Genomic DNA, 20750 nt, shown 5'->3' on the forward strand with positions numbered 1-20750 from the left:
ATCTGGGAATAGGGTCATGGCCTGCTGTTAGCCGAAAACAGCCGTTTTAGTAAGGACTGCTCTCGACTCAAGGCGATCATCCATCAGAACGCACCACCCCGTTTGTGGGATCACCCTCGGCCAGCATCTGCCTCATGATTTCCTGCTCCCTCGGGCCAGGCAAAACACCGCTGGTTTCTCCCTCCATCACAGTAATGCCGTCCTCGTTGGCCATCGTGATAACCGCCGTCGCACGACCTTTTTCATCCACGTCCTTGATGACCCAATAACAGGTGACGGTATCCCCTGGATAAACGGGGCGCTTGAAGTGGAACGTCATCGCTGAGGCCAGCCAGCCAATCTGGCCGCCGATTTCAGTCATCAGGCTGGCTGTCAGCAAGCCATGGGAGACCGGTGCCTTGAAGTGTCGCGCTTGCGCGAAATGCGTATCGAAATGCACTGGATTGTAGTCGCGGGAGATCTGCGCAAAGCGCTGGATGTCTTCCTGCGAGAAGCAGCGGGAGAGGGTGAAGCTATCGCCTGTTTGAAGCCCTTCGGCTGCACGCTGTCTGAAGCTTTTCATTGAAGCGCCTTCTCCTTCGACTAAAAAGAATGCTCGGTCCCTGGAAAGTCGCCCGTTTGCACATCGCCGGCGAATTCGCGCGCGGCCCCGAGCAGCACGCCTCGCAGGTCGGCGTATTGCTTGACGAACCTGGGCAGAGGTCCGGTGCGCAATCCCGCCATGTCCTGCCACACCAATACTTGAGCGTCACAACCGCTGCCGGCACCGATGCCGACGGTAGGAATGGCAACGGCGGCGGTGATCTGTGCAGCGACCTCTGCGGGCACCATTTCAATGAGCAGCGCGAAGGCGCCGGCCGCCTCGAAGGCTCGGGCACTGTCGATCAGTCGCTGCGCATCGTCACCTCGCCCTTGAACACGGTAGCCGCCCAGTTGATGTTCGGCTTGCGGGGTAAAGCCGATGTGAGCCATCACCGGAATCCCCGAGCGTGTGAGTTTCTCGACCTGCGGCAGCATCTCGATGTCTCCCTCGATTTTCACCGCATGGGCGCCACCTTCCTTCATGAAGCGCACGGCGGTGTGGAAGCATTGCTCGGCCGAAGCCTGGTAGGAGCCGAAGGGCAGGTCGGCAATCACCAACGGTCTGCGGGTTGATCGGGAGACGGCGCGTACCAGTGGAATCAGCTCGTCAACCGTGACGGGCAGGGTGGATTCATGGCCGTAGACGTTGTTGGATGCCGAGTCGCCCACCAGCAGAACAGGAATGCCGGCTTCTTCGAAGATCGTTGCCGTGTACATGTCGTAGGCCGTCAGCATCGCCCACTTCTGGCCCTGTACTTTCATTTGTTGCAGATGAGGAATCCGGATCCGTGATTTCACATTCGATACTTCGTTGTTGCCGTAGGGTGAGCAGGTGTCACTCATTATCTTTTCCTCCGAGATGAATAAACGATCAGCGCAAGATCTGCTCGATCAACAACAGCACCGCGATAATGATCATGATCGCCCCCGAGAGCCGACTGACCACTTGCGCAGCAACAGGGCGTGCCTGCAACACGACTCGAGAGCCGAACCCCACCAGCAAATAAACCACGCCACAACTGAACGCATGGAGCAGGCCTAACGCGATGATCTGCATCGGCACCGGCCAGGACGCCGTCGGGTCAGTGAATTGAGGCAGTAACGCCAGGAACAGCAGAAAGACCTTGGGGTTGAGGCCGCTCACGCAAACCCCTTTAAAGGTCCAGCGCGCCCAGGAGCCGGATCGCTGGGTTTGCCCCGCGCGAGGAACCGAAGGATGCAGGAGCATGTTGATGCCCAGCCAAAGCAGGTACGCAGCCCCGCCGACGGTGAGCACCGAAAGGGCAAAGGGGTTGCTCGCAACAAGTCCGCCGACACCGGCCGCCACGACCAGCGTGGCGACTAAATGCCCGATCAGTAGCCCGGCCACGGCGGGCATCACCACACGCCCGAATAACCCCGCCGATATCGCATACGCCCAATCGGCCCCCGGTGTAATCACGAACAAAAACGACACGGCCCAGAAAGCAGCGAAAACACTAAGGGTCATGATCGCCACCTTCTGATTTCAACGTGTTTTTGCATTTTCTATCTCGCAGACAGGAAGTGGCGACCGACTTGTCTCGAAGTGCGGACGACCAACAGCGCTAAAGTTCGCGAAAAAGAATAATTGAAACCGGCTAGAATATTTTCCCTATTATTCCAATACAGATACTGGTTTTAGGGAGATTCTTCTATATGGACAGAATTGATCTGAAAATTCTTGCCGAGCTTCAGGCAGACGGGCGCCTGTCGGTGACTGAACTGGCAGAGCGGGTCGGTCTCAGCCTGTCCCCATGCCATCGTCGAGTGCGTGCCCTGGAAGAATCAGGCGTGATCCTGGGTTATCGCGCACAACTCGCCCCCAGCGCGCTCGGCCTTAACTTCTCGGCAATGGTGTTTGCGACGCTTCGCGAGGGCGATCACCGGGCGGTTGAAGCGTTCGAGGTTGCGCTTCAGGAGATACCCCAGATTGTGGAGGCGCAAAGGCTTTTTGGAGAGCCCGATTACCTGCTCCACATCGTCACTAAGGATCTGCCGGCTTTCCAGCAGCTTTATGATGAACGCCTCTCCACGCTGCCCAACGTCCAGCGCCTGACATCCACTCTGGTGATGAAACGAGTCATTCAGGACCGGTCCCTTCCTCTGTGATTTGAACCTGTCTTTTGAGTGGCGCCGGATCGGCTTTCAACTGGCTTGATCGGTCGCATAATGGTGCTAGGGCTTTTTGCGCTTCTACAGTTAGCATTAGGCTTTATCTACGCAGTAACCGAGTGGGTCGAACATTGATCGAACGACGCCAATTTAGCGGAGGCATGAAGGGGAAAAATCTCCGCTATCTGAATGAAAACCCTGATGAGCCTGCTCGTATGACCCGAGCAGGCTTTGTGTTGCTCGAGCATTTCTCGCTGCCTGCGTTCACCCAGGCACTGGACACCATTGTCACCGCGAATCTTCTACGACCCAGGCTGTTCTCTTCGCGAACGTTCGGCTTGAACGACGGCGAGGTCATCAGCGATCTGGGCCTGGTCATTCGGCCGGATGCACGTCTGGATGCTTCAGCCATTCACGAGCTGGATCTGCTGGTGATTTGCGGCGGCTACAGGACAGAGCTCAAGGCTAATGATGAGTTCATTAGCTTGTTGCGAATGGCGGCGGACCAGGGTGTCTGCCTGGCCGGGTTGTGGAATGGCGCATGGTTCCTGGGCAGCGCAGGTTTGCTCGATGGGTATCGTTGCGCCATTCACCCCGAACATCGCCCCGCACTCGCGGAAATCTCCAAGGCGACGCAGGTCACCAGTGAGCCCTACGTCATTGATCGCGACCGGCTCACCGCATCCAGCCCCTCGGGGGCATTTCATATGGCGCTGGACTGGATCAAGGGCCTGCACGATAAAGCCCTCGTCGAGGGGATCGAGGACATTCTGGCGTTCGAGGAGTCCCGTTATCGGCGCATCAAACCGGCTGAAAATATCTGTGTGAGCGCGCCCTTGCGCGAGGTGGTCAAGCTGATGGATGCCAACCTCGAAGAGCCTCTGGAGCTGGAGCAACTGGCGGTTTACGCCGGCCGTTCCCGGCGGCAACTGGAACGGCTGTTCAAGGAGCAACTGGGAACAACGCCGCAACGGTATTACATGGAGCTGCGCATCACCGAAGCGCGGCGACTGCTCCAGCACACCGAACTGTCCCAGGTCGACGTGTTGGTGGCTTGTGGCTTCGTGTCGCCCAGTCATTTCAGCAAGTGTTATAGCTCGTACTTCGGGTACAGACCTTCCAAGGAAAAGCGGCTCGTTAAATAAGAGCTGCTTTCTTGAGTCTTTTACGAGATCAAAAAGTGTCGCCTGGCGCGTAGCGCATCTCTGATAAAAAAGTCGGGGCAGTGAAGTCAAGTCGCCCCCAACTTCCGGATTGCTTAATTCGCCACAGTCTCGTTGTAGGCGGGATAGTCGGTATAGCCCTTGGTTGGGCTACCGCTGATACCGTAAAAGGTAGTCCGGTCGCCTTCAACAATCGGCCAGCCGTGTTGCATCCGCTCGACAAGATCGGGGTTGGCAATGAACGGGCGACCAAACGCGATCAGATCCAGATCGCCTTCGTCCAGCACCGCTTCTGCCAGCTCGCGATTGAAGCCCCCAGCGGCGATCAGGGTGCCTTGATATGCTTGCCGGAATCGGGTGGCGAAGCCCTCCGGAATAGCTTCTGCGCCAATAGTAAGTTGATCGCTCAAATGCACGTACGCCAGGTCTCGGTCATTGAGTGCCGACGCCAGGCTCAGCCAGGTATCGAATTCTTCCGCATAGGGGTGCATGTCGAAAAGACGACCAAACGGGGACAGTCGCACACCCACCCGGGCACTGCCGATTTCTGCGGCCAGCGCATCAAGAGTTTCGAGGAGAAAGCGTTGACGGTTGGCAATGGAGCCACCGTAGGCGTCGGAACGAGTGTTCAATGCGCCGCTCAGGAACTGTTCGAAGAGGTAGCCGTTGGCGCCGTGCAATTCGATGCCGTCAAAACCGGCTTCTATCGCTCGACGTGCAGCGTTTACAAAGTCAGTGGTGATCCGTTGAACTTCAGTTGTGCTCAGTGCTTTTGGGATGCTGGCTTGCACCGGGCCCGGCTTGCCTTTTTCAACCCACGCATAGGCATTGGAGTTTGCGGCAACGGTAGCGACCGAAGACACCGGAGAGCCATTGTCTGGCTGAAGTGACACATGGGACATGCGCCCGACGTGCCACAGCTGCGCGAAAATCCGTCCGCCTTTGGCGTGGACTGCATCAGTGACACGACGCCATGCCTGGGTGTGTTCGTCGCTATAGAGACCGGGGTTAAACAGATAGCCACATCCCTCTCGGGAGATAGGTATGCCTTCACTGATGATTAAGCCGGCAGATGCTCGCTGGGCGTAATAGAGAACAGTGTGCTCATCCGGGATATCGTTCAGGGCTCTTGCACGAGTCATGGGTGCCATGACCACGCGATTGGCCAGCTCGGTGCCGGCAAGGTCGTAGGATTTGAATAAATTTTTCATCAGGAACGCTCTGAGGGTGATGGGAGAGGGGTGGAAGACAGGGGATGGGTCAGGACGGCAGAACCAGGCCGTTGCCTGGATCACCACCGCCGACATTGGGCTCAGGCCATACGACATCCAGGCGGGTACGGCTGATCAACCACTGACCATCCACACGACGATATTCGTCGGCATACAGCCCAAGGAGCAGTAGCGGGTTCTCCCCGGTAGCCCTTTGGGTGGCGAAGTCGATCAGGTAGCAACGACCTTCAGCGCGGTTCTCATCGAGAATCTCAATCCAGTGATTCGACACGGCGTGAATGAACGGATACATCCCTCGTTGTTGTGTATCGAATGCCGAAAATGCCTGGGACAAGCCCTCCTGGATGGCCTTGCGCCCCTTCCAGCGACCCCGATCGACCTGGCAAATGGCATCTTCGGTAAACAACTGTGCGAGCGCGTCCATTCGGTTTGAATCGAGGTGATGGCAGTAGCGCAGTCGCAAGTTCCTGATCGCTTCAAGGGTGAGCAGTCGGTTCAAGTCGGCGTGCATGGGGGCCTCCATAGGGAAGTAGCTCAAAAGTGAGGCCCACCTTAATCCGATCTCTAAATTCTATTAATTAGCGATAATTACAATCAGTTGATCCTGTCAGGATAGAATCGAGTTTTGATTCGGCGGGAGCTGTTTATGGAATCCCTTCTATTTGATGGCATCCCGGAGTTCACACTGGCGGCTCAGTACCGGAGTTTTACGGCGGCTGCATTGCAACTGGGCGTAACCAGTTCAGCAGTGGGCAAGAGTGTGACCCGACTGGAAAAGCGGCTGGGCATCAAGCTACTGCACCGCACCACGCGCAAGCTGAGTTTGACTAACGAAGGTGAGGCTTACCTGGCCAGTTGCTTACGGGTTTTGGATGAATTACGGGGAGTTGAAGGCAGCTTTTTGAATGGCGTTGCTGAACCGAAAGGACGTCTACGAATTGATCTTCCTGCCGCGTTTGGTCGACGGCATATCGCTCCGATGCTGATCGCCCTGGCACGGCAATACTCACAACTCGACTTAACCTTGACCTTTGGCGAGCGCACGGTCGACATGATCGAAGACGGCATTGATCTTGCCGTACGAATCGGTGACCTCAAGGATGATCCGGAGTTGGTGGCGCGCCGACTCGGCGACCAGCATCTGGTGATCTGTGCTGCGCCGGCCTACCTGAGTAGATGCCCACCGATTCTGCACAAGTCCGATTTGCTGGGGCACGACTGCATTATTGCCTGGCGCAAAGGGCTGCGCATGGCATGGCTGCTAAGGAATGCCAAAGGCGGGGTTGAAGAACAGGAAGTGCGAGTGCGCCATGAGTTTGGCGATGGTGAAATGATGCTGCGTGCGACCCTGGATGGGGGCGGACTTTGTCAATTGCCCACTTGGCTGGTTTCGGATCACTTGCGCAGTGGTGCATTGGTAACCGTTTTGGACAGTGATGCTGGCGCAACAATGCCTATCCACGTCATTTGGCCACGTACGCGTTATATCCAGCCAAAGGTGAGAGTCGTCGTTGATGCGTTACTGAACATGGCCGAAGAGCAAACAGACGTGTTCGGTGTGCGCCAAGGCTAGCCACACGATCGGCGTGTCGTGTGCGAATCCCTGCCAGGTAGATTCATATAGCTATCAATGAGCGTTTCTGGCCCGATTGCTGCCCCGTCCCGCAGGGCAGCAATCGAACGACTGCGACGCTATTTATAACGCTGCTCAAACATCGCCACCTGATCCGGCGTGATCAGCTGAAAGGGCACCCAGACATCCGCTTCGACCGGCTCGCCCTTGATCATCTTGATGGCCGCTTGCACCGCGCTGGTCGCCTGGGCCTTGGGGTCTTGAAAGACGGAGGCGACCAGCATCCCGCGCTTGATCGCCGCCAGGCCGTCGGGCAGCCCGTCGATGCCGACAATCGCAATCTCGCCCTTGGCTTTGCCGGCTTGCTGCAGGGCCATGGCCGCGCCGATGGCCATCTCGTCGTTGTTGGCGACGATGGCATCGAAGCCGGTGCCGGCCAGCAGCCAGTTGCTGGTCAGGTCCATCCCTTTGTTGCGCTGCCACTCGGCACTTTGTTGTTCGATGATCTTGATCCCGGGGTAGTCCTTGAGCACCTGTTTGACCCCTTCGGTGCGGTCGTGCGTGGAGTTCTGCGCCAGGTCGCCCATGATGATCGCGATGTTGCCTTTGCCCCCCAGCTTGTCGGCCAGGTAGCGCATTTGCAGTTGCCCGGCCTCGATGTCATTGGACGCCACCGTGACCACGCCTTTGGGTAGCACGCGCTCGTCCGGGTGACGGTTGACGTAGACCAGCGGAATCTTCGCCTCGACGGCGGCGCGGGTCATGTTGGCGGTGGCGGCGGTGTCCACGGGCAGGACGATGACGGCATCCACCTTCTGACCGAGAAAACCCTGAATCTGATTGAGCTGGCGAACCACATCGCCCTGGGCATCCTCGAACTGGATCTGGACGTTTTCCTTCCTGGCAGCATTTTCCAGGCCGCTGCGCACATAGGTCATGAAGTTGTCGTCAACCCTGGCAATGCTGACGCCGATGCGATAGCTGGCGGCGGCCCATTGGCTGGCGAGTAATAACAGCGTGGCAAATAGAAGTGTGCAGCGACGCATGATGGTTTTCCTTTTGTTGTTATGAGATGAGCCAGTCAGTCAAGCCGTAACGCGACCCGTAGCGGCATTTCAATCCAGCGTGAAGGCTTGCCGAAAACGCTCAAGTGCCACTTCGCTGTCACCGCTGGCCCAGCCCTCGAGCCCGACGACCCCGGTGTATCCCATGCGAAACAAGGCTTTGGCAATGGCCGGGTAGTGGATTTCACCGGTGCCGGGTTCCATGCGGCCGGGGACGTCGGCGACCTGGATTTCGCCGATGGCGCTGCCGGCGCGCTGGATCAGTTCGATCAGGTTTCCTTCGCCGATCTGGGCATGGTAAAGGTCCAGGTTCATCTTCAAATGCGGGCTGCCCACGGCCTCGATCAGCGCCAGGGTATCGTCGGCGCGAGCGAAGGGCGTGCCAGGGTGATCCACCTCGGTATTGAGGTTTTCCAGCAGGAACACCCGGCCGGCGTCTTCGCCCAGTCGAGCGATTTTCTCCAGGGTCTTGCAGGCGCTCAACCACATGCGTCCCGTGGTGTGGGCCACGGGTTTGACCGGCAGGCCCTTGTCGCCCAGGCCGGTGCCATGCAGGTTGAGGCTCGGGCAATTCAGCTGTGCGGCCACGGCCAGCGATTCCCGTGCGCTGTCGAGCAGATGCTGGATGCCTTCGGCGTCGGTCAGGTTGCCTGAGATGTAGCCGGTCATGGAGGTGAAGTCAGCGCCGGTGGCGACCAGGGCCGCAATGTCTTTCTGGGTCCAGTCCCAAATTTCGGCGCTGAAACCCAGCGCGTGAATCCGTTTGACGCGTTCGGTGAACGGCAGGTCGAGGAACACCATCTCGGCACTGATCGCCAGTTTGAACGGGATGAAACTCATGAACGGGCTCCTTGCACGCGCACCGCTTTGCCCTGTTGGACGGACTCGATACACGCGCGGGCAATGGCCAGTGCCGCTCGGGCATCTTCACCGCTGGCCAGCGGTTTTTCACCGGTGCGCAGGCAGTCGACAAAGTGATTGAGCTCGGCCACATAAGCATCACGCAGCAGGTCGGTGTCCATGCGTTGGGTGTCGGCCTGGATGCCGTTGGCCAGATAGCGCAACAGGTCTGAGTCATTGACGCTGCCCATGGTCAGCATGCCGGCGCTGCCGAACACTTCGCCTCGAACATCGTAGCCATAAACGGCCTGGAAATTGGCCTCGGCGGTGGCGATGGCGCCGTTGTCGAAACGGATCGTGACCACGGCGGTGTCGAGAAACCCTTTGCTCTTGTAGTCCGGTGCAATCAGCGCATCGGCCATGACATAGACCTCGACCGCTTCGGCACCGGGATTGAGGTAGCGCAGGGTATCGAAGTCATGGATCAGGGTTTCGAGAAAAATCACCCACTGCGGCGAAGCGGCCGGATTGTTCAGCGCCGGATCGCGGGTCAGTGAGCGCAGTAGTTGCGGCGTACCGATACGGCCGGCGACCACGTCCAGATGGGCGGTGCGGAAGCTTTTGGCAAAGCGACGATTGAAGCCGACCTGCAACGGCACGCGGGCATCGGCGGCTGCAGCGATGGCGCGGTCGGCCTCATCCAGAGTAATGGCCATGGGCTTTTCACAAAACACCCCTTTGCCGGCCCGTGCCGCGCTGATCACCAGTTCGGCATGGCTGCGGGCCGGGGCGGCGATCAGGACGCCGTCAATTTCCGGGTCATCGAGCAGTTGCTGTGGATCGGTATAGACCTTCTGCACACCCAACTCTGCCGCCAACCGAGCGGCCTGGCCGGGTGTCGGGTCGGCGATGGCGGCCAGGCAGGCGCCGGGAATGTGCAGGGCGGCCGTCTGACCGTGAAAACTGCCCATGCGGCCGGCGCCGATGAGGCCCAGGCGGATGATTTTGGACGTACTCATGAATTGACTCCCTTTTATTGTTGTTCAATGACTTGGCCGCAGGAATGTCCTCGCTGGCATAACCCTTGGAGCAAGCGCTGTGCCAATATTTAACTCATTGATAGTTAAGGAATTAATCAATATTTTCTGAAAGAAGTGTTCATTCTCAGGACATGTCTACACTGACATGTCAAAAACATGAACATGGAAGCGGATGTCAATGATGGTCAACCCACAGGTAACAGCCTTCAGCGCGCAAGACCTCGATTACATCACCGCTCTCGGTCCTGCGTCGTTGAACGAAGGACCGATCGCCGAGCTGGAGCAGGCTTGGCTGGACTGCCTGAAAGGGCGCATCGATCGACCTGTCGGGGTCAGGCAGGTGATTTGGGATTCCTGGCGGCGCAGCGTCGGTACTGGCCTCGATCCTGAGGATGGCGAATACCGGTTTGTTGTTCCTGCCGTTCTGACCGCGACGCTGGCGGCCAATCGCACGTTGATTGCAGCGGCGGCGCAGGTCATGGGGGGATTGCTGGCCTACAACCCCAGGGGCCATATCAACCTGACTGATGCTCAAGGCACGACCCTGTATTTCTGCGGCCTGGACCTCACGCCGGTGGGTAGCCGGCTGCTGGAGTCGGTGCAGGGCACCAACTGCACGGGGCTGGCGCTTGCCGAAGATCGCTTGGTGTATGTGCTGGCCGAGGAAAACTTCGCCAGCGGCTTGCGTCGACGGCGCATGCATTGCGCCGCCGCGCCGATCAGGGATGCGCAGGGCAGGACGCTCGCCATGCTGACCCTGACCGCCGAGCCGGGCTGGTTTCATTTCCATACGCTGGGCACCGTCCAGGCTGCGGCCGAAGCGGTCTCGCGGCAGATGGCGCTGCAAACCCTGCTGGAAGAACAACAAACCGTGCTTGAAGTGCTCAACGAGGGACTTGTGGTGCTGGATGAGCAGGGCTGCATCAAGGCGCTCAATCGTTATGCCCGGCAATTGTTCCGCGTGGGCCAGGATCTGCTCGGCAGCCCGTTCCAGCGCCTGGGTCAGAGCGAACTGAACGATGAAATTTTGCTGCGTGGCGGGGAAGGGCAGCAGTATGAAGGGATAAGAGATTTGGATTGCACCTTCGAGCTGCATGATCGCAGCCACTTGGCGTGTCTGGTGTCGGTATGCCCATTGGAGCAGGGTGGGCGGATTGTTTCGTTGCGTGAAAACCGGCGCATCCGCGAAATTACGCGCCGGGTCATCGGCACTCAAGCCAGCTACACCTTCGAGACCATTCAAGGCAATTCGCGAGCGATACAAGACGCCTTGCACCTGGGGCGGATCGCCAGTCGCAGTGAATCGACCACGCTGATCCTGGGTGAGAGCGGTACCGGCAAGGAGCTGTTCGCCCAGGCGATCCATAACGCCAGCGAGCGTTGCGGCGGTCCTTTCGTGGCGGTCAATTGCGGAGCCATTCCGCGCGATCTGGTGCAAAGCGAACTGTTTGGTCATGTCGAGGGGGCCTTCACCGGATCGGCCCGCGGCGGATCTGCCGGGAAGTTCGAATTGGCCGATGGCGGCACGATCTTCCTCGACGAAATCGGCGACATGTCGTTCGATGCCCAGGTCAGCCTTCTGCGGGTCTTGCAGGAAGGCGAGGTAACGCGCGTGGGGGCGAAGAAGTTGCAGCAGGTGGATGTGCGCATCATCGCCGCCACCCACCGCAACCTGAGTCAGGCGGTGGCCGATGGAGCTTTCCGTGAGGATCTTTACTACCGGCTCAACGTCCTGAACCTGACGGTTCCGCCGCTGCGGATGCGCCGGGAAGATGTGCCCTTGCTGGCGCGACATTTTCTCGCTCGTTGCGCGCGGTCATTGCGCAAATCGGTGCAGGGCATCTCGCCAGAGGCGCTGGATATTCTTTCGGCCTACAGCTGGCCGGGTAATGTTCGCGAACTTGAAAACACCATCGAGCGCGCAACGAATCTGGCGATGACCGAGATGATTCAGCCAGGTGATCTGCCACTTGAAATCAAGCAAAGGTTACGGCCATCGGCGCCGGGAAGTGTGCCCGAACCCCGGGCTGCGCTGGACCTTGGCACCCATGAAATGAACGCGATCATTGCCGCCCTCAGGGATGCCCGAGGCAACATCCGCCTGGCCGCCCGGCAGCTGAACGTTTCTCGTGGTGGGCTGTACAACAAGATGAATCGGTTCGGGCTGAGTGCCGATGCTTTTCGTGCGAGCCCCAACCTCTGACAGGCAGCCCCCCTGTGGCGCGGGAGCAAGCTCCCTCGCCACAGGTTCAGTGTTTCACTGTCAGCTTCGAGTGTTCTCTGAGGTGATGATCTGCAACGGAATATGCACCCGATGCCGGAGCGGATCGAAGTCCGGCGTGGTCTGCAGCTCGACCAGCAACTCGACCAGCGCGGCCGCCAGCAATCGTGGCTGGGAATCGATGACCAGGCTGATTAATCCCTGATCCAGTGCTTGTCGCGACAGCTCGGTCGACTCCTGCAAAATGCAGCACAGCGACGGCCGCTTCGGCAGCTGCGACAGGGCGCTGATAATGCCGTCGCCGCCACCGCCGACCACGCACAGCCCTCGCAAGTCAGCATGGCGCGCGAGGAGTTCCAGCGTCGCCTCTTCGGTCACGTCGCAGTTGTCCAGGTTGATCACCGCTTCGAGTAGCCGCAGCCCCGGCGCGCGCTCCGCCAGGTAACTGCGCAACCCCTCGACCCGAGCCTGATGACCAAGAAAACGATGACCGCCGAGCAGCACGCCGACGCTGCCCTTGCGTGCACCGCAGGTGTGGGCCAGCAGCCAGCCCATGGTGCGTCCGACCTCATGATTGTCCAGACCAACGTAAGGTTCTTCCGCCGCCTCGTGGATGTCGGACAGCAGGGCGATCACCGGCACTCCCGCCGCTCTGATCTGCGCGATGGCGGCATTGATCAGCGGGTGAGCGAAGCTGACCACCGCCAGGCCATCGCACTGCACCGCCAGTTGTTCGATCTGGGCAATGATGGCGCCGGGTGTGCGATCGAAGACGTATTCGAATTGGCAGCTCAGGTTCGCGCCGGTCTGACGCTGTGCCGCCTCGGTGATGGCGGCGGCAACGATGGCATAGAACGCCTGGGCAGTACCGAGCAGCAGGATGCCGAAACGATAGCTGGGACGACGTTCGCGAATCCGCTGACCGATCAGCCTGGCAGCGAAATAACCAACGGCTTCGGCAGCCTGGAACACCTGCTCGGCGGTGGTCGGGCTGACCGGAGCCCTGGCGTTGAGTACCCGGTCCACGGTGGCGACACTCAAGCGAGCGTGCTCGGCGACGGTGGCGATGGTTGGGCGTTTATTGTTGTTCATGAGGGCCCCGAAAGCGCTTTGATAGAAAACTATCAAGCTGTACTGGGCCTGGATGATAGCTTGATAGGGAATGTATTCAAGGGCTTGAGGGGGATTTGCGCGCTCCCTATATTTTCTCCAGCGATGTCATCCCGCATCGAAAGCAAGTGCTTAAAACCATCAAGCTTGCGGAGAACAATAAAATGCCCGAACACAACGCAGCCTTTGAAAAAACCGATAAACCCGTGCCAAGGGATTATCGATTGACCGGCCCCGAAGCCGCCCGAGCGGCGCAAAAAGGTTTGGTATCGGCAACGTGGTACCAATCGCCGATCTCCCGTAAACGCATGAAAGAATTGATGCAGCGTCGCGATGGCCCGGCCTTGCGTGATACCGCAATCTGGCTGTCGGCGATGGTCGTCACCGGCTTCGGCGGTTACTGGTTCTGGGGTTCCTGGGCCTGTGTTCCGTTCTTCTTCGTCTATGGGCTGCTCTACGGCACCGCGTCCAATGCCCGTTGGCACGAAACGGGTCATGGCACAGCGTTCAAGACCCGCTGGATGAATGATGCGGTCTATCAGTTGTCGAGCTTCATGTTCATGTTCGAACCCCAGGTCTGGCGCTGGAGCCATGCGCGGCATCACACCGACACCGTTATCGTCGGTCGCGATCCGGAGATCGTCGAGCCGCGTCCGCCGAGCCTGATCATGATGGTGTTGAGTCTGTTCAGAATGCCTTATGCGTTGAAGACGATGGGGTCAGTCTGCCGGCATGCGGTAGGGCGGATGGGTGAAGAAGAGCAGACGTTCATCCCCGAATCCGAGTGGCCCAAGGTGGCGAGGGACGCACGCGTCTGGCTGGTCATCTATGGGCTTACCGTGGGCACGGCGCTGTATCTGCAGAGCTGGTTGCCGCTGATGCTTATCGGCTTGCCGACCCTCTATGGCGGTTGGCTGTCTTACCTGTTCGGTCTTTCGCAGCATGTCGGCCTGGCGGAAGACGTACTGGATCACCGCAGCAATTGCCGCACGATTTACATGAGCCCGGTGCTGCGCTTCATGTACCTCAACATGAACTATCACCTCGAACACCACATGTATCCAATGGTGCCGTTTCATGCGCTGGCGCAGCTTCACGAGGAGATCCGCCACGACTGCCCGCCGCCGTACAGCAACCTGTTCGAGGCCTTCCGGGAAATCCTCCCGACTATCTGGAAACAGCGCAAAGACCCGAGCTACTTCGTCTGTCGTCCTTTGCCACAACGCGCAGCATCGGCCGCCACCGTCCAGGCAGAACCTGAAGTAACGCCGGCCTGACACCTTCCTGTCTGTACCACTACCAGAGAAAACGCCATGACCGATCAATGGATCGATGTATGTGCCGTGGGCGATATCAACGAAGAAGACGTTATTCGTTTCGACCATGGCCCGCACACCTATGCCGTCTACCGCTCCGCCGACAGCGAGTTTTTCGCCACCGCGGGCCTGTGCACCCACGAGTCCATTCACCTGGCCGATGGCCTGGTGATGGAACACGTCATCGAGTGCCCCAAGCACAACGGGCGTTTCGACTACCGCTCCGGCAAAGCGCTTGGTGCACCGGTGTGCGTCAACCTCAAGACCTATGAAGTCCGGGTCGAGGCGGGGCGTGTCCTGCTCGCCATCACGGTTTAACTGCACGGAGTCTGTGCCATGAGTCCTGCCAATGCTCCACTGGTTATCGTTGGCGCCGGGCATGCCGGTGGCCGCGCGGCCCTGACCCTGCGCGACGAAGGTTATAGCGGTCGCCTGATCCTGATAGGTGACGAGTTTCACCCGCCCTATGAACGTCCGCCGCTGTCCAAAGGGTTGCTGCAGGGCACGGTCGATCTGGCGGGCTACAGCCTGTGCGATAGCGCTCGGCTCGCTGAACTGGACATCGAGCACCTGGCCGGCAACCCGGTAAAAGGCCTGGACCCGCAGCAGCATCGTCTGCAATTGGCCGACGGCAGCTGGCTGCATTACGCCCGATTGTTGCTGGCGACGGGAGGGCGCTCGCGCAGGCTTGCCTGTGTGCCCGAGCATCTGCGCAATGTGCTTTATCTGCGTAGCCACGACGAGGCGCTGGCACTGCGCGCTTCGTTGCGGCCCGACACTCGACTGGTGATCATCGGCGGCGGTTTCATCGGCCTCGAAGTCGCAGCCACCGCCCGAGCCTTGGGTTGCGCGGTGACCTTGCTCGAAGCCGGGCCGCGACTGGCGGGGCGGGTGTTGCCGGAACGCTTGTCCAGCGTTCTGTTGGAACTGCATCGCAGCCAGGGCGTGGATGTCCGGCTCAACGTGGCGATCGAGGCGGTGCAGGGCACTACTCATGTTGAATCGGTGCAACTGGTCGATGGCCAACTGCTGCCCTGTGACCTGGTGGTGGTGGGCATCGGCATGCAACCCAACATTGAGTTGGCCATGGCCGCCGGGCTTGAGGTCGGCCAGGGCATCCGTGTCGATGCGCAACTGCGCACCAGCGCGCCGGACATCTTTGCGGCGGGGGATGTCTGTGAATTCCGGCTGCACCCACAAGGGGTTTTCCAGCGTCAGGAAACCTGGCGCAACGCCGAAACCCAGGGCCGTCACGCCGCCCTGAATCTGTTGGGCGGCGAGTTGCCTTTCGAGGTCGTTCCCGGTTTCTGGTCCGATCAATACGACTGGGGATTACAGACAGTAGGCGTGATTGCAAACACAGAACCCACGGTAAGCCGGACAACCCCGGGCGGCGGTTTCCTGCTGTTCTACCTCGATGCCGAGCAGCGTTTGCAAGGTGCTTGCGGCTGGGGCCAGGGCAATAGCGTCGCCAAGGACATCAAGCTGTGCGAACGACTGATCGCTTCGCATAACCCCCTCTCGGTAGAGGCTCTGGCCGACGCCGAGGTATCGCTTAAACAACTGCTGAGGAACTGACATGCGCGAATTCCTGGTCTTCCAGTCCCTTTGGGCCATGCAAGATCACCGTGGCCAATGCGAGCTTGCGCTGGAAGCGCAGCTGGAGAAAATCGCCGCCGCCGGTTTCGACGGAATCACCGACCATTTCTGGGTGGCGAACCATGCCGCACGCCTGCATGCAGCCGCCAAGGCGCAGGGCCTGCAAATCGAAGGACAGGTGTTCCCCCGCACCGTGGATGATCTGGCGGCAGCGATCGACGTCGCGTCCCGCTACGGCTGCCACCATCTCACGCTGCAAGCCGACGTCCGGCCACGCACGCTGGCGCAAGCCATCAAGTTGATCGAGGGGTGGCAGCGACTGGCAGAGCAGGTGGACTTTCCGATCCTGCTGGAAACCCACCGTTATCGCCTCACCAGTGATCTGTTGTTCACCCTCGACATTCTCGCTGAAATGCCCGATCTCAAACTGTTGGCCGACTTGTCCCACTATGTCGTGGGCCGCGAACTGCCAGAGCCGGCTGCGGCCGAGGACGACGAACAGATCCAGACCATCCTGCGCAATAGTTGGGGTTTTCATGGTCGTGTCGCCAACAGCGAACAGGTCCAGGTGCCTCTGAGTTTTGCCCAGCATCGACCCTGGCTGGAGCGTTTCCTGGGCTGGTGGCGCTATGGGATCGAGGACTGGCTGGCCCGACCGGACACACCCGCCAGCCTGTCCTTCACCTGTGAACTCGGCCCGCCACCCTATGCCATCACGGGGGCCGACGGACGCGACATCACCGACCGCTGGGTCGAGGCGTTGATGTTGAAGGAATTGATGCGCGAGGTCTGGGATGACTGCCGGGAACGGTCTTGCTGAGCGACGAAAACCCTGTAGGAGCGAGGCTTGCCCGCGAAGAATGCACCGCGGTTTTTCAGGTATTCCGCGTCATCGTTCTTCGCGGGCAAGTCGGATCGCCGCACCGCTCGCTCCTACAGCCTTATCCGGCCTCGATCAAAGACAAACAGGCGGTCTGATTCCGGCCTGAGCGTTTCGCCAGGTACAGTGCCGAGTCCGCCTGTGTCAGCAGGTGCTTATATTCGGCAGCCTCCGGCACGCAGGTATAAACCCCTAAACTGACGGTCACACTCTTGGCCAGGTTGCCATCGTGTGCAATAGCAAGGTTCAGCACCGCGAGCCTGATGTCTTCGGCAATGGAGTAGGCACCTTCGGCATCTGTATCAGGTAGTAACACCGCAAACTCTTCGCCACCGTACCGCGCGGCTAAATCGGATGGCCTGTGAATGCATTGTGCGATTGCCTGCGCTACGGAAGCGATGCAATGGTCGCCGGCAATGTGCCCGTATTGATCGTTGAAGCTTTTGAAATAATCAATGTCGAGCATTATCAAACTGATCGGAGATTGATGTCTCACCGCGCGAAGCCATTCCTGTTGCAAGCTGTTCTCGAGGTGGCGCCGGTTTGCAAGTCCGGTGAGGGCATCTTGCAATACCAGTTTTTCAAGGGCTGCCCGGGTCTGCTTCAAATGATTCTCTACCGAGACGCCGTAACGTATTTTCTTGATGAGCAAGAGGCCGACAAGAAGGTTTACCAGCAGCACTGCACCGATCATCAATGCCATCTTGATTGTTCCGGTTTTCCACTCGGCAAAAATGGCTTCCCGTGAATTGGCGGCAGCGACGACCAACGGATATTTTTGAAGAAGCCTGTAGCCGAAGAGTCGATCAACGCCGTCGATAATCGATTTGATCATGACGGTATCAGCCGGAGACTTGGGTAAATAGATGGAAAATATTTCCCCTTTGGCTATCGATGCACCGATAAATTCTTCAGCAAAAGGTCGCCTGGCGATTATCGTTCCGTCGGGAAGGGCCAGGAAAATGGCGCCTTTGCGGTCAATGGAGAACGTTGAGAAGAACTTATCAAAGTAGGCCATTTTGATCGTGGCCAGCGCGACACCCTTAAAATGGCCTTCGCTATCGTTGACTCGTCGGGAGAACGGAATAATCCATTCGCCGGTCGTGCGGCTGCGTATGGCCCGGCCGATTCTAGGCGACAGGGTTACGTTGTTTTTGTGAAAGATGAAGTAATCACGATCGGCATTATTGGGGGCTTCAGGTTTCGAATCGAACGAAGTCAGGACCCAGTTGCCGTTTTCATCATAGTAAAAAAGGCCATGCAACTGCTCGGTGGTAAAGACTCTGCGCTTAAGCAGTTTTTGCGTTTTGTCGAGCTGTTGGGCGCTTGGATTGTCTTTTATTCTGTCGATCAGTTCATCCAGGATCAGGTTGGCTTCATCAAACGTGTCAGTCGCTTGTTGGGCTATCGACCACGTCAAATTACCTGACACCAGTTTTGCTTGTGAGAGTTCATAGGCTTTACTTTGTGCGGCTTGAAGCCAGTAAATACTCAGTATCGAGAGGGTGACTAAAGCCATGAACACGATGGAGATCGCTGTTGCCGGCAGTCTTCTCGGCTGGCGGGTCTTGTCTTCGGAGCGGTTTTCCACAAAAACCCCTAGGATGAATTTCTACTACATTATCTGCTGATCTCCATCGGTGCCAACAGTTCATGTCATTCTCGAACTTGGGGCAATTCAAGATTCATATGGGTTTCACGTTTTGTTCCAAACGACTAGATCAGCGTTTTCAGGTCGATATCCTCGGCCATCGCCTTGTTGCCGGCATCGCCGGGATGCAAGTGGTCGCCAGAGTCAATATGCGGCAGTAAGCGACTTGGGTGTTCAGGGTCACGGGTCATGAGGTCGAAGTCGATCACGGCATCGAATGCGTGACTGGTACGTATCCAGTCATTAATTGCCTGGCGCAGTTGTTCTTTCTCCGCGCTGTGATAATTCTTCACGATCGTTCCGTCCAGGGCGCCTTCGACCGGCATCAGGGTTGTTCCAATGATGCGAATATTGTTCAGGCGTGCTTGATCGATCAGTTGCCGATAGCCCGCCATCAACTTTTCCTTGGCTGGTAGGCGTTCGTTCGGTGCGAAGGAACTGCCCGGCCAACTGATGTCATTGATGCCGAGCATCACAATCACCGTTTTTACCCCGGGCTTGCCCAGAACATCGCGCTTGAAACGCGCCAGTGCGCTGGCACCCATGCCATCTTCGAGCAGACGAGCCCCGGATATCCCCGCGTTGAGCACCGCGAGCTTCTGTGTGCTCAAGCGTTGAGCGAGGAAGTCCGGCCAGCGTCGATTGCTGTCCAGGGTCGAGCCATTGCCATCGGTAATCGAGTCGCCGAGCACCACCAGGGCACGGGTGTCGACCGGTGCATCCACCAGGATGTCGCTGAGAAACAGCCGCGCCTCCACCTGCTCGCTACCTTCCAGTCGCTGAGCATCGACGTGTTTGCCGGGTGCGATGAATGTGGTTTGTTTGCCATCCCAATGGAAGGTCGTCAGCGGCGTGTGCTGTGGCAGATAAAGAGAGATCGCCAGTTCACTGAGTGCCGGCGCTGCCAGTTCTATCGGGTCACTGACCCGCGCTTCACCCGCAGCGAGGGTGACCTGTTCCTGATCACTGAACTTCAGGGTGTGCTCAGAGCCTGCGCGAATCTGGTCGACGCCCTCAACGAAGGCGATATGCGCGGCACCGATGACCAGCGGTTGCTTGCCATATTCGTTGGAAACCACCACCCGTACACGGCTTCCGCCGCTGCTGATGCGCACCCTCTGGTGAAGGGTGCTGTCGGTCAGCGCTTCAGGAATTCGCGTGGGCAGCGGTAATTCGTTGCCCCAGGTGGGTTGAGGGCTGGCCATCCAGGTGGTGATCCAGTTTTCCGCCGCCATGATGGGGCTTGCGGCAAGCAGGGCAGTCAAGGCGAGGGGCAACGGTATTCTCGAGTGAAAGGCATTCATCCAGGTGTCTCCTTGGGGGTAATGGATCAAGAAGTCCAGATTGGTCTATTCAAAATACGTGTGGTAGAAGATAAAACTGCATGCAGCCCATTCCAGAATAGAATGCCCATGGACAGTCTGAAAGCGATGCACTGTTTTGTCCGCGCCATTGAACTCGGAAGCCTGTCATCTGCCGCGCGTGAGTTGGGCAGCACTCAGCCCACCGTCAGCAAACTGGTTGCTGCCCTGGAAAAGCAATTGGGAGCCCGTCTGCTGATTCGTGGCACTACCGGGTTGACGCCTACCGAACAGGGAAAGCGTTTCTACGAGCGTGCCAAAGGCGTGTTGGAGGAGTACGGCGAGGCCGTTGCGGATGTGCGCGGCCTGACCGAACGCCCCGAGGGTTTTCTGCGCGTCAACGTTCCGGTCAGCCTAGGCGTGTTGCGTTTGAATGCGTTGCTATTGTCGTTCATGGAGCAGTACCCGGCCATTGAGGTGGAGCTGATCCTCAATGATCGTTTCGTCGATCTCACTGAGGAAAACGTCGACCTGGCCCTGCGGCTGGGGGGCAACCTGCCACCGAACGCCGTCGCCCGGCGCATAGCGACTTCACCGCGCTACCTGGTGGCCGCACCTGAATACCTGCGCAACCATTCCCCGTTGAAAAGCCCGGCAGACCTGAGCGAACACAACTTCCTGCGTTTTGCGTGGTTGACCGCGGGCGACCGTCTGGAGCTCAGCGGCCCGCAGGGTGAGCAGGTCAGCGTCACGACTCAGGGACGTTATCGAACCAACAGCTCATTGGCCATTCGCGACGGTCTTCTGCAGGGCGCGGGGCTGTGTATCACGCCTGCCTGGCTGGTCAGCGACCTGCTTGAAAGCGGGCAGTTGGTACGTGTGCTGACCGACTGGAGTGGCCCACCGAACGACGCTTTTCTGATCTATCCCGAACGCCGCTATCGCCCGCTGCGCACGCGTTTATTAATGCAGTATCTGGCCGAACGAGTAGGGCAGTTGCCTGGTTTCATGCCTTGACGGAGCACCCTTGATTTGACGGATATTT

At 58.6% G+C, this 20750-nt stretch carries 20 protein-coding genes; 9 read left to right on the plus strand and 11 right to left on the minus strand.

Going from position 1 to position 20750, the window contains the following annotated elements:
• Positions 1 to 76 precede the first annotated feature (76 nt).
• The 3 genes from AC1RO5_RS03490 to AC1RO5_RS03500 are packed head-to-tail and all read right to left on the minus strand — an operon-like array spanning position 77 to position 2071.
• The gene (locus tag AC1RO5_RS03490) at positions 77 to 562 is read right to left on the minus strand and encodes a MaoC family dehydratase (RefSeq protein WP_493172763.1); all 486 of its coding nucleotides are present in this window, start codon (positions 560 to 562) and stop codon (positions 77 to 79) included.
• A 20-nt stretch (positions 563 to 582) separates the two neighbouring features.
• A complete protein-coding gene (gene panB, locus AC1RO5_RS03495; RefSeq protein ID WP_493172765.1) occupies positions 583 to 1425 on the minus strand; it encodes a 3-methyl-2-oxobutanoate hydroxymethyltransferase in 843 nt (280 codons plus the stop codon).
• A 28-nt stretch (positions 1426 to 1453) separates the two neighbouring features.
• On the minus strand, positions 1454 to 2071 hold the full coding sequence (locus AC1RO5_RS03500) for a LysE family translocator (protein ID WP_493172767.1): 618 nt from the start codon (positions 2069 to 2071) through the stop codon (positions 1454 to 1456).
• 188 nt (positions 2072 to 2259) lie between these two features.
• Here AC1RO5_RS03500 and AC1RO5_RS03505 point away from each other — a divergent pair, with 188 nt between their 5' ends.
• Positions 2260 to 2712: an Lrp/AsnC family transcriptional regulator gene (locus AC1RO5_RS03505; RefSeq protein WP_493172769.1), complete on the plus strand. Its 453-nt coding sequence runs from the start codon at positions 2260 to 2262 to the stop codon at positions 2710 to 2712.
• 164 nt (positions 2713 to 2876) lie between these two features.
• On the plus strand, positions 2877 to 3860 hold the full coding sequence (locus AC1RO5_RS03510) for a GlxA family transcriptional regulator (protein ID WP_493173214.1): 984 nt from the start codon (positions 2877 to 2879) through the stop codon (positions 3858 to 3860).
• A 113-nt stretch (positions 3861 to 3973) separates the two neighbouring features.
• On the opposite strand, the gene AC1RO5_RS03515 is transcribed toward AC1RO5_RS03510, so the two are convergent.
• Positions 3974 to 5089 carry an alkene reductase gene (locus AC1RO5_RS03515; RefSeq protein WP_493172771.1) on the minus strand — a complete coding sequence of 372 codons (1116 nt, stop codon included), beginning with the start codon at positions 5087 to 5089 and terminating at the stop codon, positions 3974 to 3976.
• A 49-nt stretch (positions 5090 to 5138) separates the two neighbouring features.
• Positions 5139 to 5621: a nuclear transport factor 2 family protein gene (locus AC1RO5_RS03520; protein WP_493172773.1), complete on the minus strand. Its 483-nt coding sequence runs from the start codon at positions 5619 to 5621 to the stop codon at positions 5139 to 5141.
• A 135-nt stretch (positions 5622 to 5756) separates the two neighbouring features.
• Here AC1RO5_RS03520 and AC1RO5_RS03525 point away from each other — a divergent pair, with 135 nt between their 5' ends.
• On the plus strand, positions 5757 to 6683 hold the full coding sequence (locus AC1RO5_RS03525; protein ID WP_493172775.1) for a LysR family transcriptional regulator: 927 nt from the start codon (positions 5757 to 5759) through the stop codon (positions 6681 to 6683).
• Between the two features lie 119 nt (positions 6684 to 6802).
• Here AC1RO5_RS03525 and AC1RO5_RS03530 read toward each other — a convergent pair whose 3' ends face one another.
• From AC1RO5_RS03530 to AC1RO5_RS03540, 3 genes are all read right to left on the minus strand, one after another.
• Entirely contained in the window at positions 6803 to 7729 is a 927-nt protein-coding gene (locus tag AC1RO5_RS03530) for a sugar ABC transporter substrate-binding protein (protein WP_493172777.1), read from the minus strand.
• 69 nt (positions 7730 to 7798) lie between these two features.
• Positions 7799 to 8587, minus strand: a complete 789-nt coding sequence (locus tag AC1RO5_RS03535; RefSeq protein WP_007936881.1) for a TIM barrel protein — start codon at positions 8585 to 8587, stop codon at positions 7799 to 7801.
• Positions 8584 to 9606: a Gfo/Idh/MocA family oxidoreductase gene (locus AC1RO5_RS03540; RefSeq protein ID WP_493172779.1), complete on the minus strand. Its 1023-nt coding sequence runs from the start codon at positions 9604 to 9606 to the stop codon at positions 8584 to 8586. The genes AC1RO5_RS03535 and AC1RO5_RS03540 overlap by 4 nt, the downstream gene beginning before the upstream one ends.
• 193 nt (positions 9607 to 9799) lie before the next feature.
• Here AC1RO5_RS03540 and AC1RO5_RS03545 point away from each other — a divergent pair, with 193 nt between their 5' ends.
• Positions 9800 to 11830: a sigma-54 interaction domain-containing protein gene (locus AC1RO5_RS03545; protein ID WP_493172781.1), complete on the plus strand. Its 2031-nt coding sequence runs from the start codon at positions 9800 to 9802 to the stop codon at positions 11828 to 11830.
• 60 nt (positions 11831 to 11890) lie between these two features.
• Here the strand turns inward: AC1RO5_RS03545 and AC1RO5_RS03550 are convergent, their stop codons facing one another.
• Positions 11891 to 12940 carry a substrate-binding domain-containing protein gene (locus AC1RO5_RS03550; RefSeq protein ID WP_493172783.1) on the minus strand — a complete coding sequence of 350 codons (1050 nt, stop codon included), beginning with the start codon at positions 12938 to 12940 and terminating at the stop codon, positions 11891 to 11893.
• A gap of 182 nt (positions 12941 to 13122) precedes the next feature.
• Here AC1RO5_RS03550 and AC1RO5_RS03555 point away from each other — a divergent pair, with 182 nt between their 5' ends.
• From AC1RO5_RS03555 to AC1RO5_RS03570, 4 genes are read left to right on the plus strand one after another with little or no spacing between them, the layout of a single operon-like run.
• Entirely contained in the window at positions 13123 to 14235 is a 1113-nt protein-coding gene (locus AC1RO5_RS03555; protein WP_493172785.1) for a fatty acid desaturase family protein, read from the plus strand.
• A 36-nt stretch (positions 14236 to 14271) separates the two neighbouring features.
• Positions 14272 to 14592, plus strand: a complete 321-nt coding sequence (locus AC1RO5_RS03560) for a MocE family 2Fe-2S type ferredoxin (RefSeq protein ID WP_019648621.1) — start codon at positions 14272 to 14274, stop codon at positions 14590 to 14592.
• 18 nt (positions 14593 to 14610) lie between these two features.
• On the plus strand, positions 14611 to 15852 hold the full coding sequence (locus AC1RO5_RS03565) for an NAD(P)/FAD-dependent oxidoreductase (RefSeq protein ID WP_493172787.1): 1242 nt from the start codon (positions 14611 to 14613) through the stop codon (positions 15850 to 15852).
• Between the two features lies 1 nt (position 15853).
• The gene (locus AC1RO5_RS03570; RefSeq protein ID WP_493172789.1) at positions 15854 to 16693 is read left to right on the plus strand and encodes a sugar phosphate isomerase/epimerase family protein; all 840 of its coding nucleotides are present in this window, start codon (positions 15854 to 15856) and stop codon (positions 16691 to 16693) included.
• A 121-nt stretch (positions 16694 to 16814) separates the two neighbouring features.
• Here AC1RO5_RS03570 and AC1RO5_RS03575 read toward each other — a convergent pair whose 3' ends face one another.
• Both AC1RO5_RS03575 and AC1RO5_RS03580 read right to left on the minus strand, forming a co-directional pair.
• Complete coding sequence (locus AC1RO5_RS03575) at positions 16815 to 18344, minus strand: sensor domain-containing diguanylate cyclase (protein ID WP_493172791.1); 1530 nt, start codon at positions 18342 to 18344, stop codon at positions 16815 to 16817.
• A 125-nt stretch (positions 18345 to 18469) separates the two neighbouring features.
• On the minus strand, positions 18470 to 19708 hold the full coding sequence (locus tag AC1RO5_RS03580; protein ID WP_493172793.1) for an SGNH/GDSL hydrolase family protein: 1239 nt from the start codon (positions 19706 to 19708) through the stop codon (positions 18470 to 18472).
• Between the two features lie 108 nt (positions 19709 to 19816).
• Between AC1RO5_RS03580 and AC1RO5_RS03585 the strand changes: the two genes are divergently transcribed.
• A complete protein-coding gene (locus AC1RO5_RS03585) occupies positions 19817 to 20722 on the plus strand; it encodes a LysR family transcriptional regulator (protein ID WP_493172795.1) in 906 nt (301 codons plus the stop codon).
• The last annotated feature ends 28 nt before the right edge of the window (positions 20723 to 20750 follow it).

It is taken from the genome of Pseudomonas sp. GW822-FHT02G04, from assembly GCF_058802085.1.

Coding starts and splice junctions, on each gene's coding strand:
- AC1RO5_RS03490 (WP_493172763.1), bottom strand. CDS start 562: ATGAAAAGCTTCAGACAGCGTGCAGCCGAAGGGCTTCAAACAGGCGAT.
- panB (WP_493172765.1), bottom strand. CDS start 1,425: ATGAGTGACACCTGCTCACCCTACGGCAACAACGAAGTATCGAATGTG.
- AC1RO5_RS03500 (WP_493172767.1), bottom strand. CDS start 2,071: ATGACCCTTAGTGTTTTCGCTGCTTTCTGGGCCGTGTCGTTTTTGTTC.
- AC1RO5_RS03505 (WP_493172769.1), top strand. CDS start 2,260: ATGGACAGAATTGATCTGAAAATTCTTGCCGAGCTTCAGGCAGACGGG.
- AC1RO5_RS03510 (WP_493173214.1), top strand. CDS start 2,877: ATGAAGGGGAAAAATCTCCGCTATCTGAATGAAAACCCTGATGAGCCT.
- AC1RO5_RS03515 (WP_493172771.1), bottom strand. CDS start 5,089: ATGAAAAATTTATTCAAATCCTACGACCTTGCCGGCACCGAGCTGGCC.
- AC1RO5_RS03520 (WP_493172773.1), bottom strand. CDS start 5,621: ATGCACGCCGACTTGAACCGACTGCTCACCCTTGAAGCGATCAGGAAC.
- AC1RO5_RS03525 (WP_493172775.1), top strand. CDS start 5,757: ATGGAATCCCTTCTATTTGATGGCATCCCGGAGTTCACACTGGCGGCT.
- AC1RO5_RS03530 (WP_493172777.1), bottom strand. CDS start 7,729: ATGCGTCGCTGCACACTTCTATTTGCCACGCTGTTATTACTCGCCAGC.
- AC1RO5_RS03535 (WP_007936881.1), bottom strand. CDS start 8,587: ATGAGTTTCATCCCGTTCAAACTGGCGATCAGTGCCGAGATGGTGTTC.
- AC1RO5_RS03540 (WP_493172779.1), bottom strand. CDS start 9,606: ATGAGTACGTCCAAAATCATCCGCCTGGGCCTCATCGGCGCCGGCCGC.
- AC1RO5_RS03545 (WP_493172781.1), top strand. CDS start 9,800: ATGTCAATGATGGTCAACCCACAGGTAACAGCCTTCAGCGCGCAAGAC.
- AC1RO5_RS03550 (WP_493172783.1), bottom strand. CDS start 12,940: ATGAACAACAATAAACGCCCAACCATCGCCACCGTCGCCGAGCACGCT.
- AC1RO5_RS03555 (WP_493172785.1), top strand. CDS start 13,123: ATGCCCGAACACAACGCAGCCTTTGAAAAAACCGATAAACCCGTGCCA.
- AC1RO5_RS03560 (WP_019648621.1), top strand. CDS start 14,272: ATGACCGATCAATGGATCGATGTATGTGCCGTGGGCGATATCAACGAA.
- AC1RO5_RS03565 (WP_493172787.1), top strand. CDS start 14,611: ATGAGTCCTGCCAATGCTCCACTGGTTATCGTTGGCGCCGGGCATGCC.
- AC1RO5_RS03570 (WP_493172789.1), top strand. CDS start 15,854: ATGCGCGAATTCCTGGTCTTCCAGTCCCTTTGGGCCATGCAAGATCAC.
- AC1RO5_RS03580 (WP_493172793.1), bottom strand. CDS start 19,708: ATGAATGCCTTTCACTCGAGAATACCGTTGCCCCTCGCCTTGACTGCC.
- AC1RO5_RS03585 (WP_493172795.1), top strand. CDS start 19,817: ATGGACAGTCTGAAAGCGATGCACTGTTTTGTCCGCGCCATTGAACTC.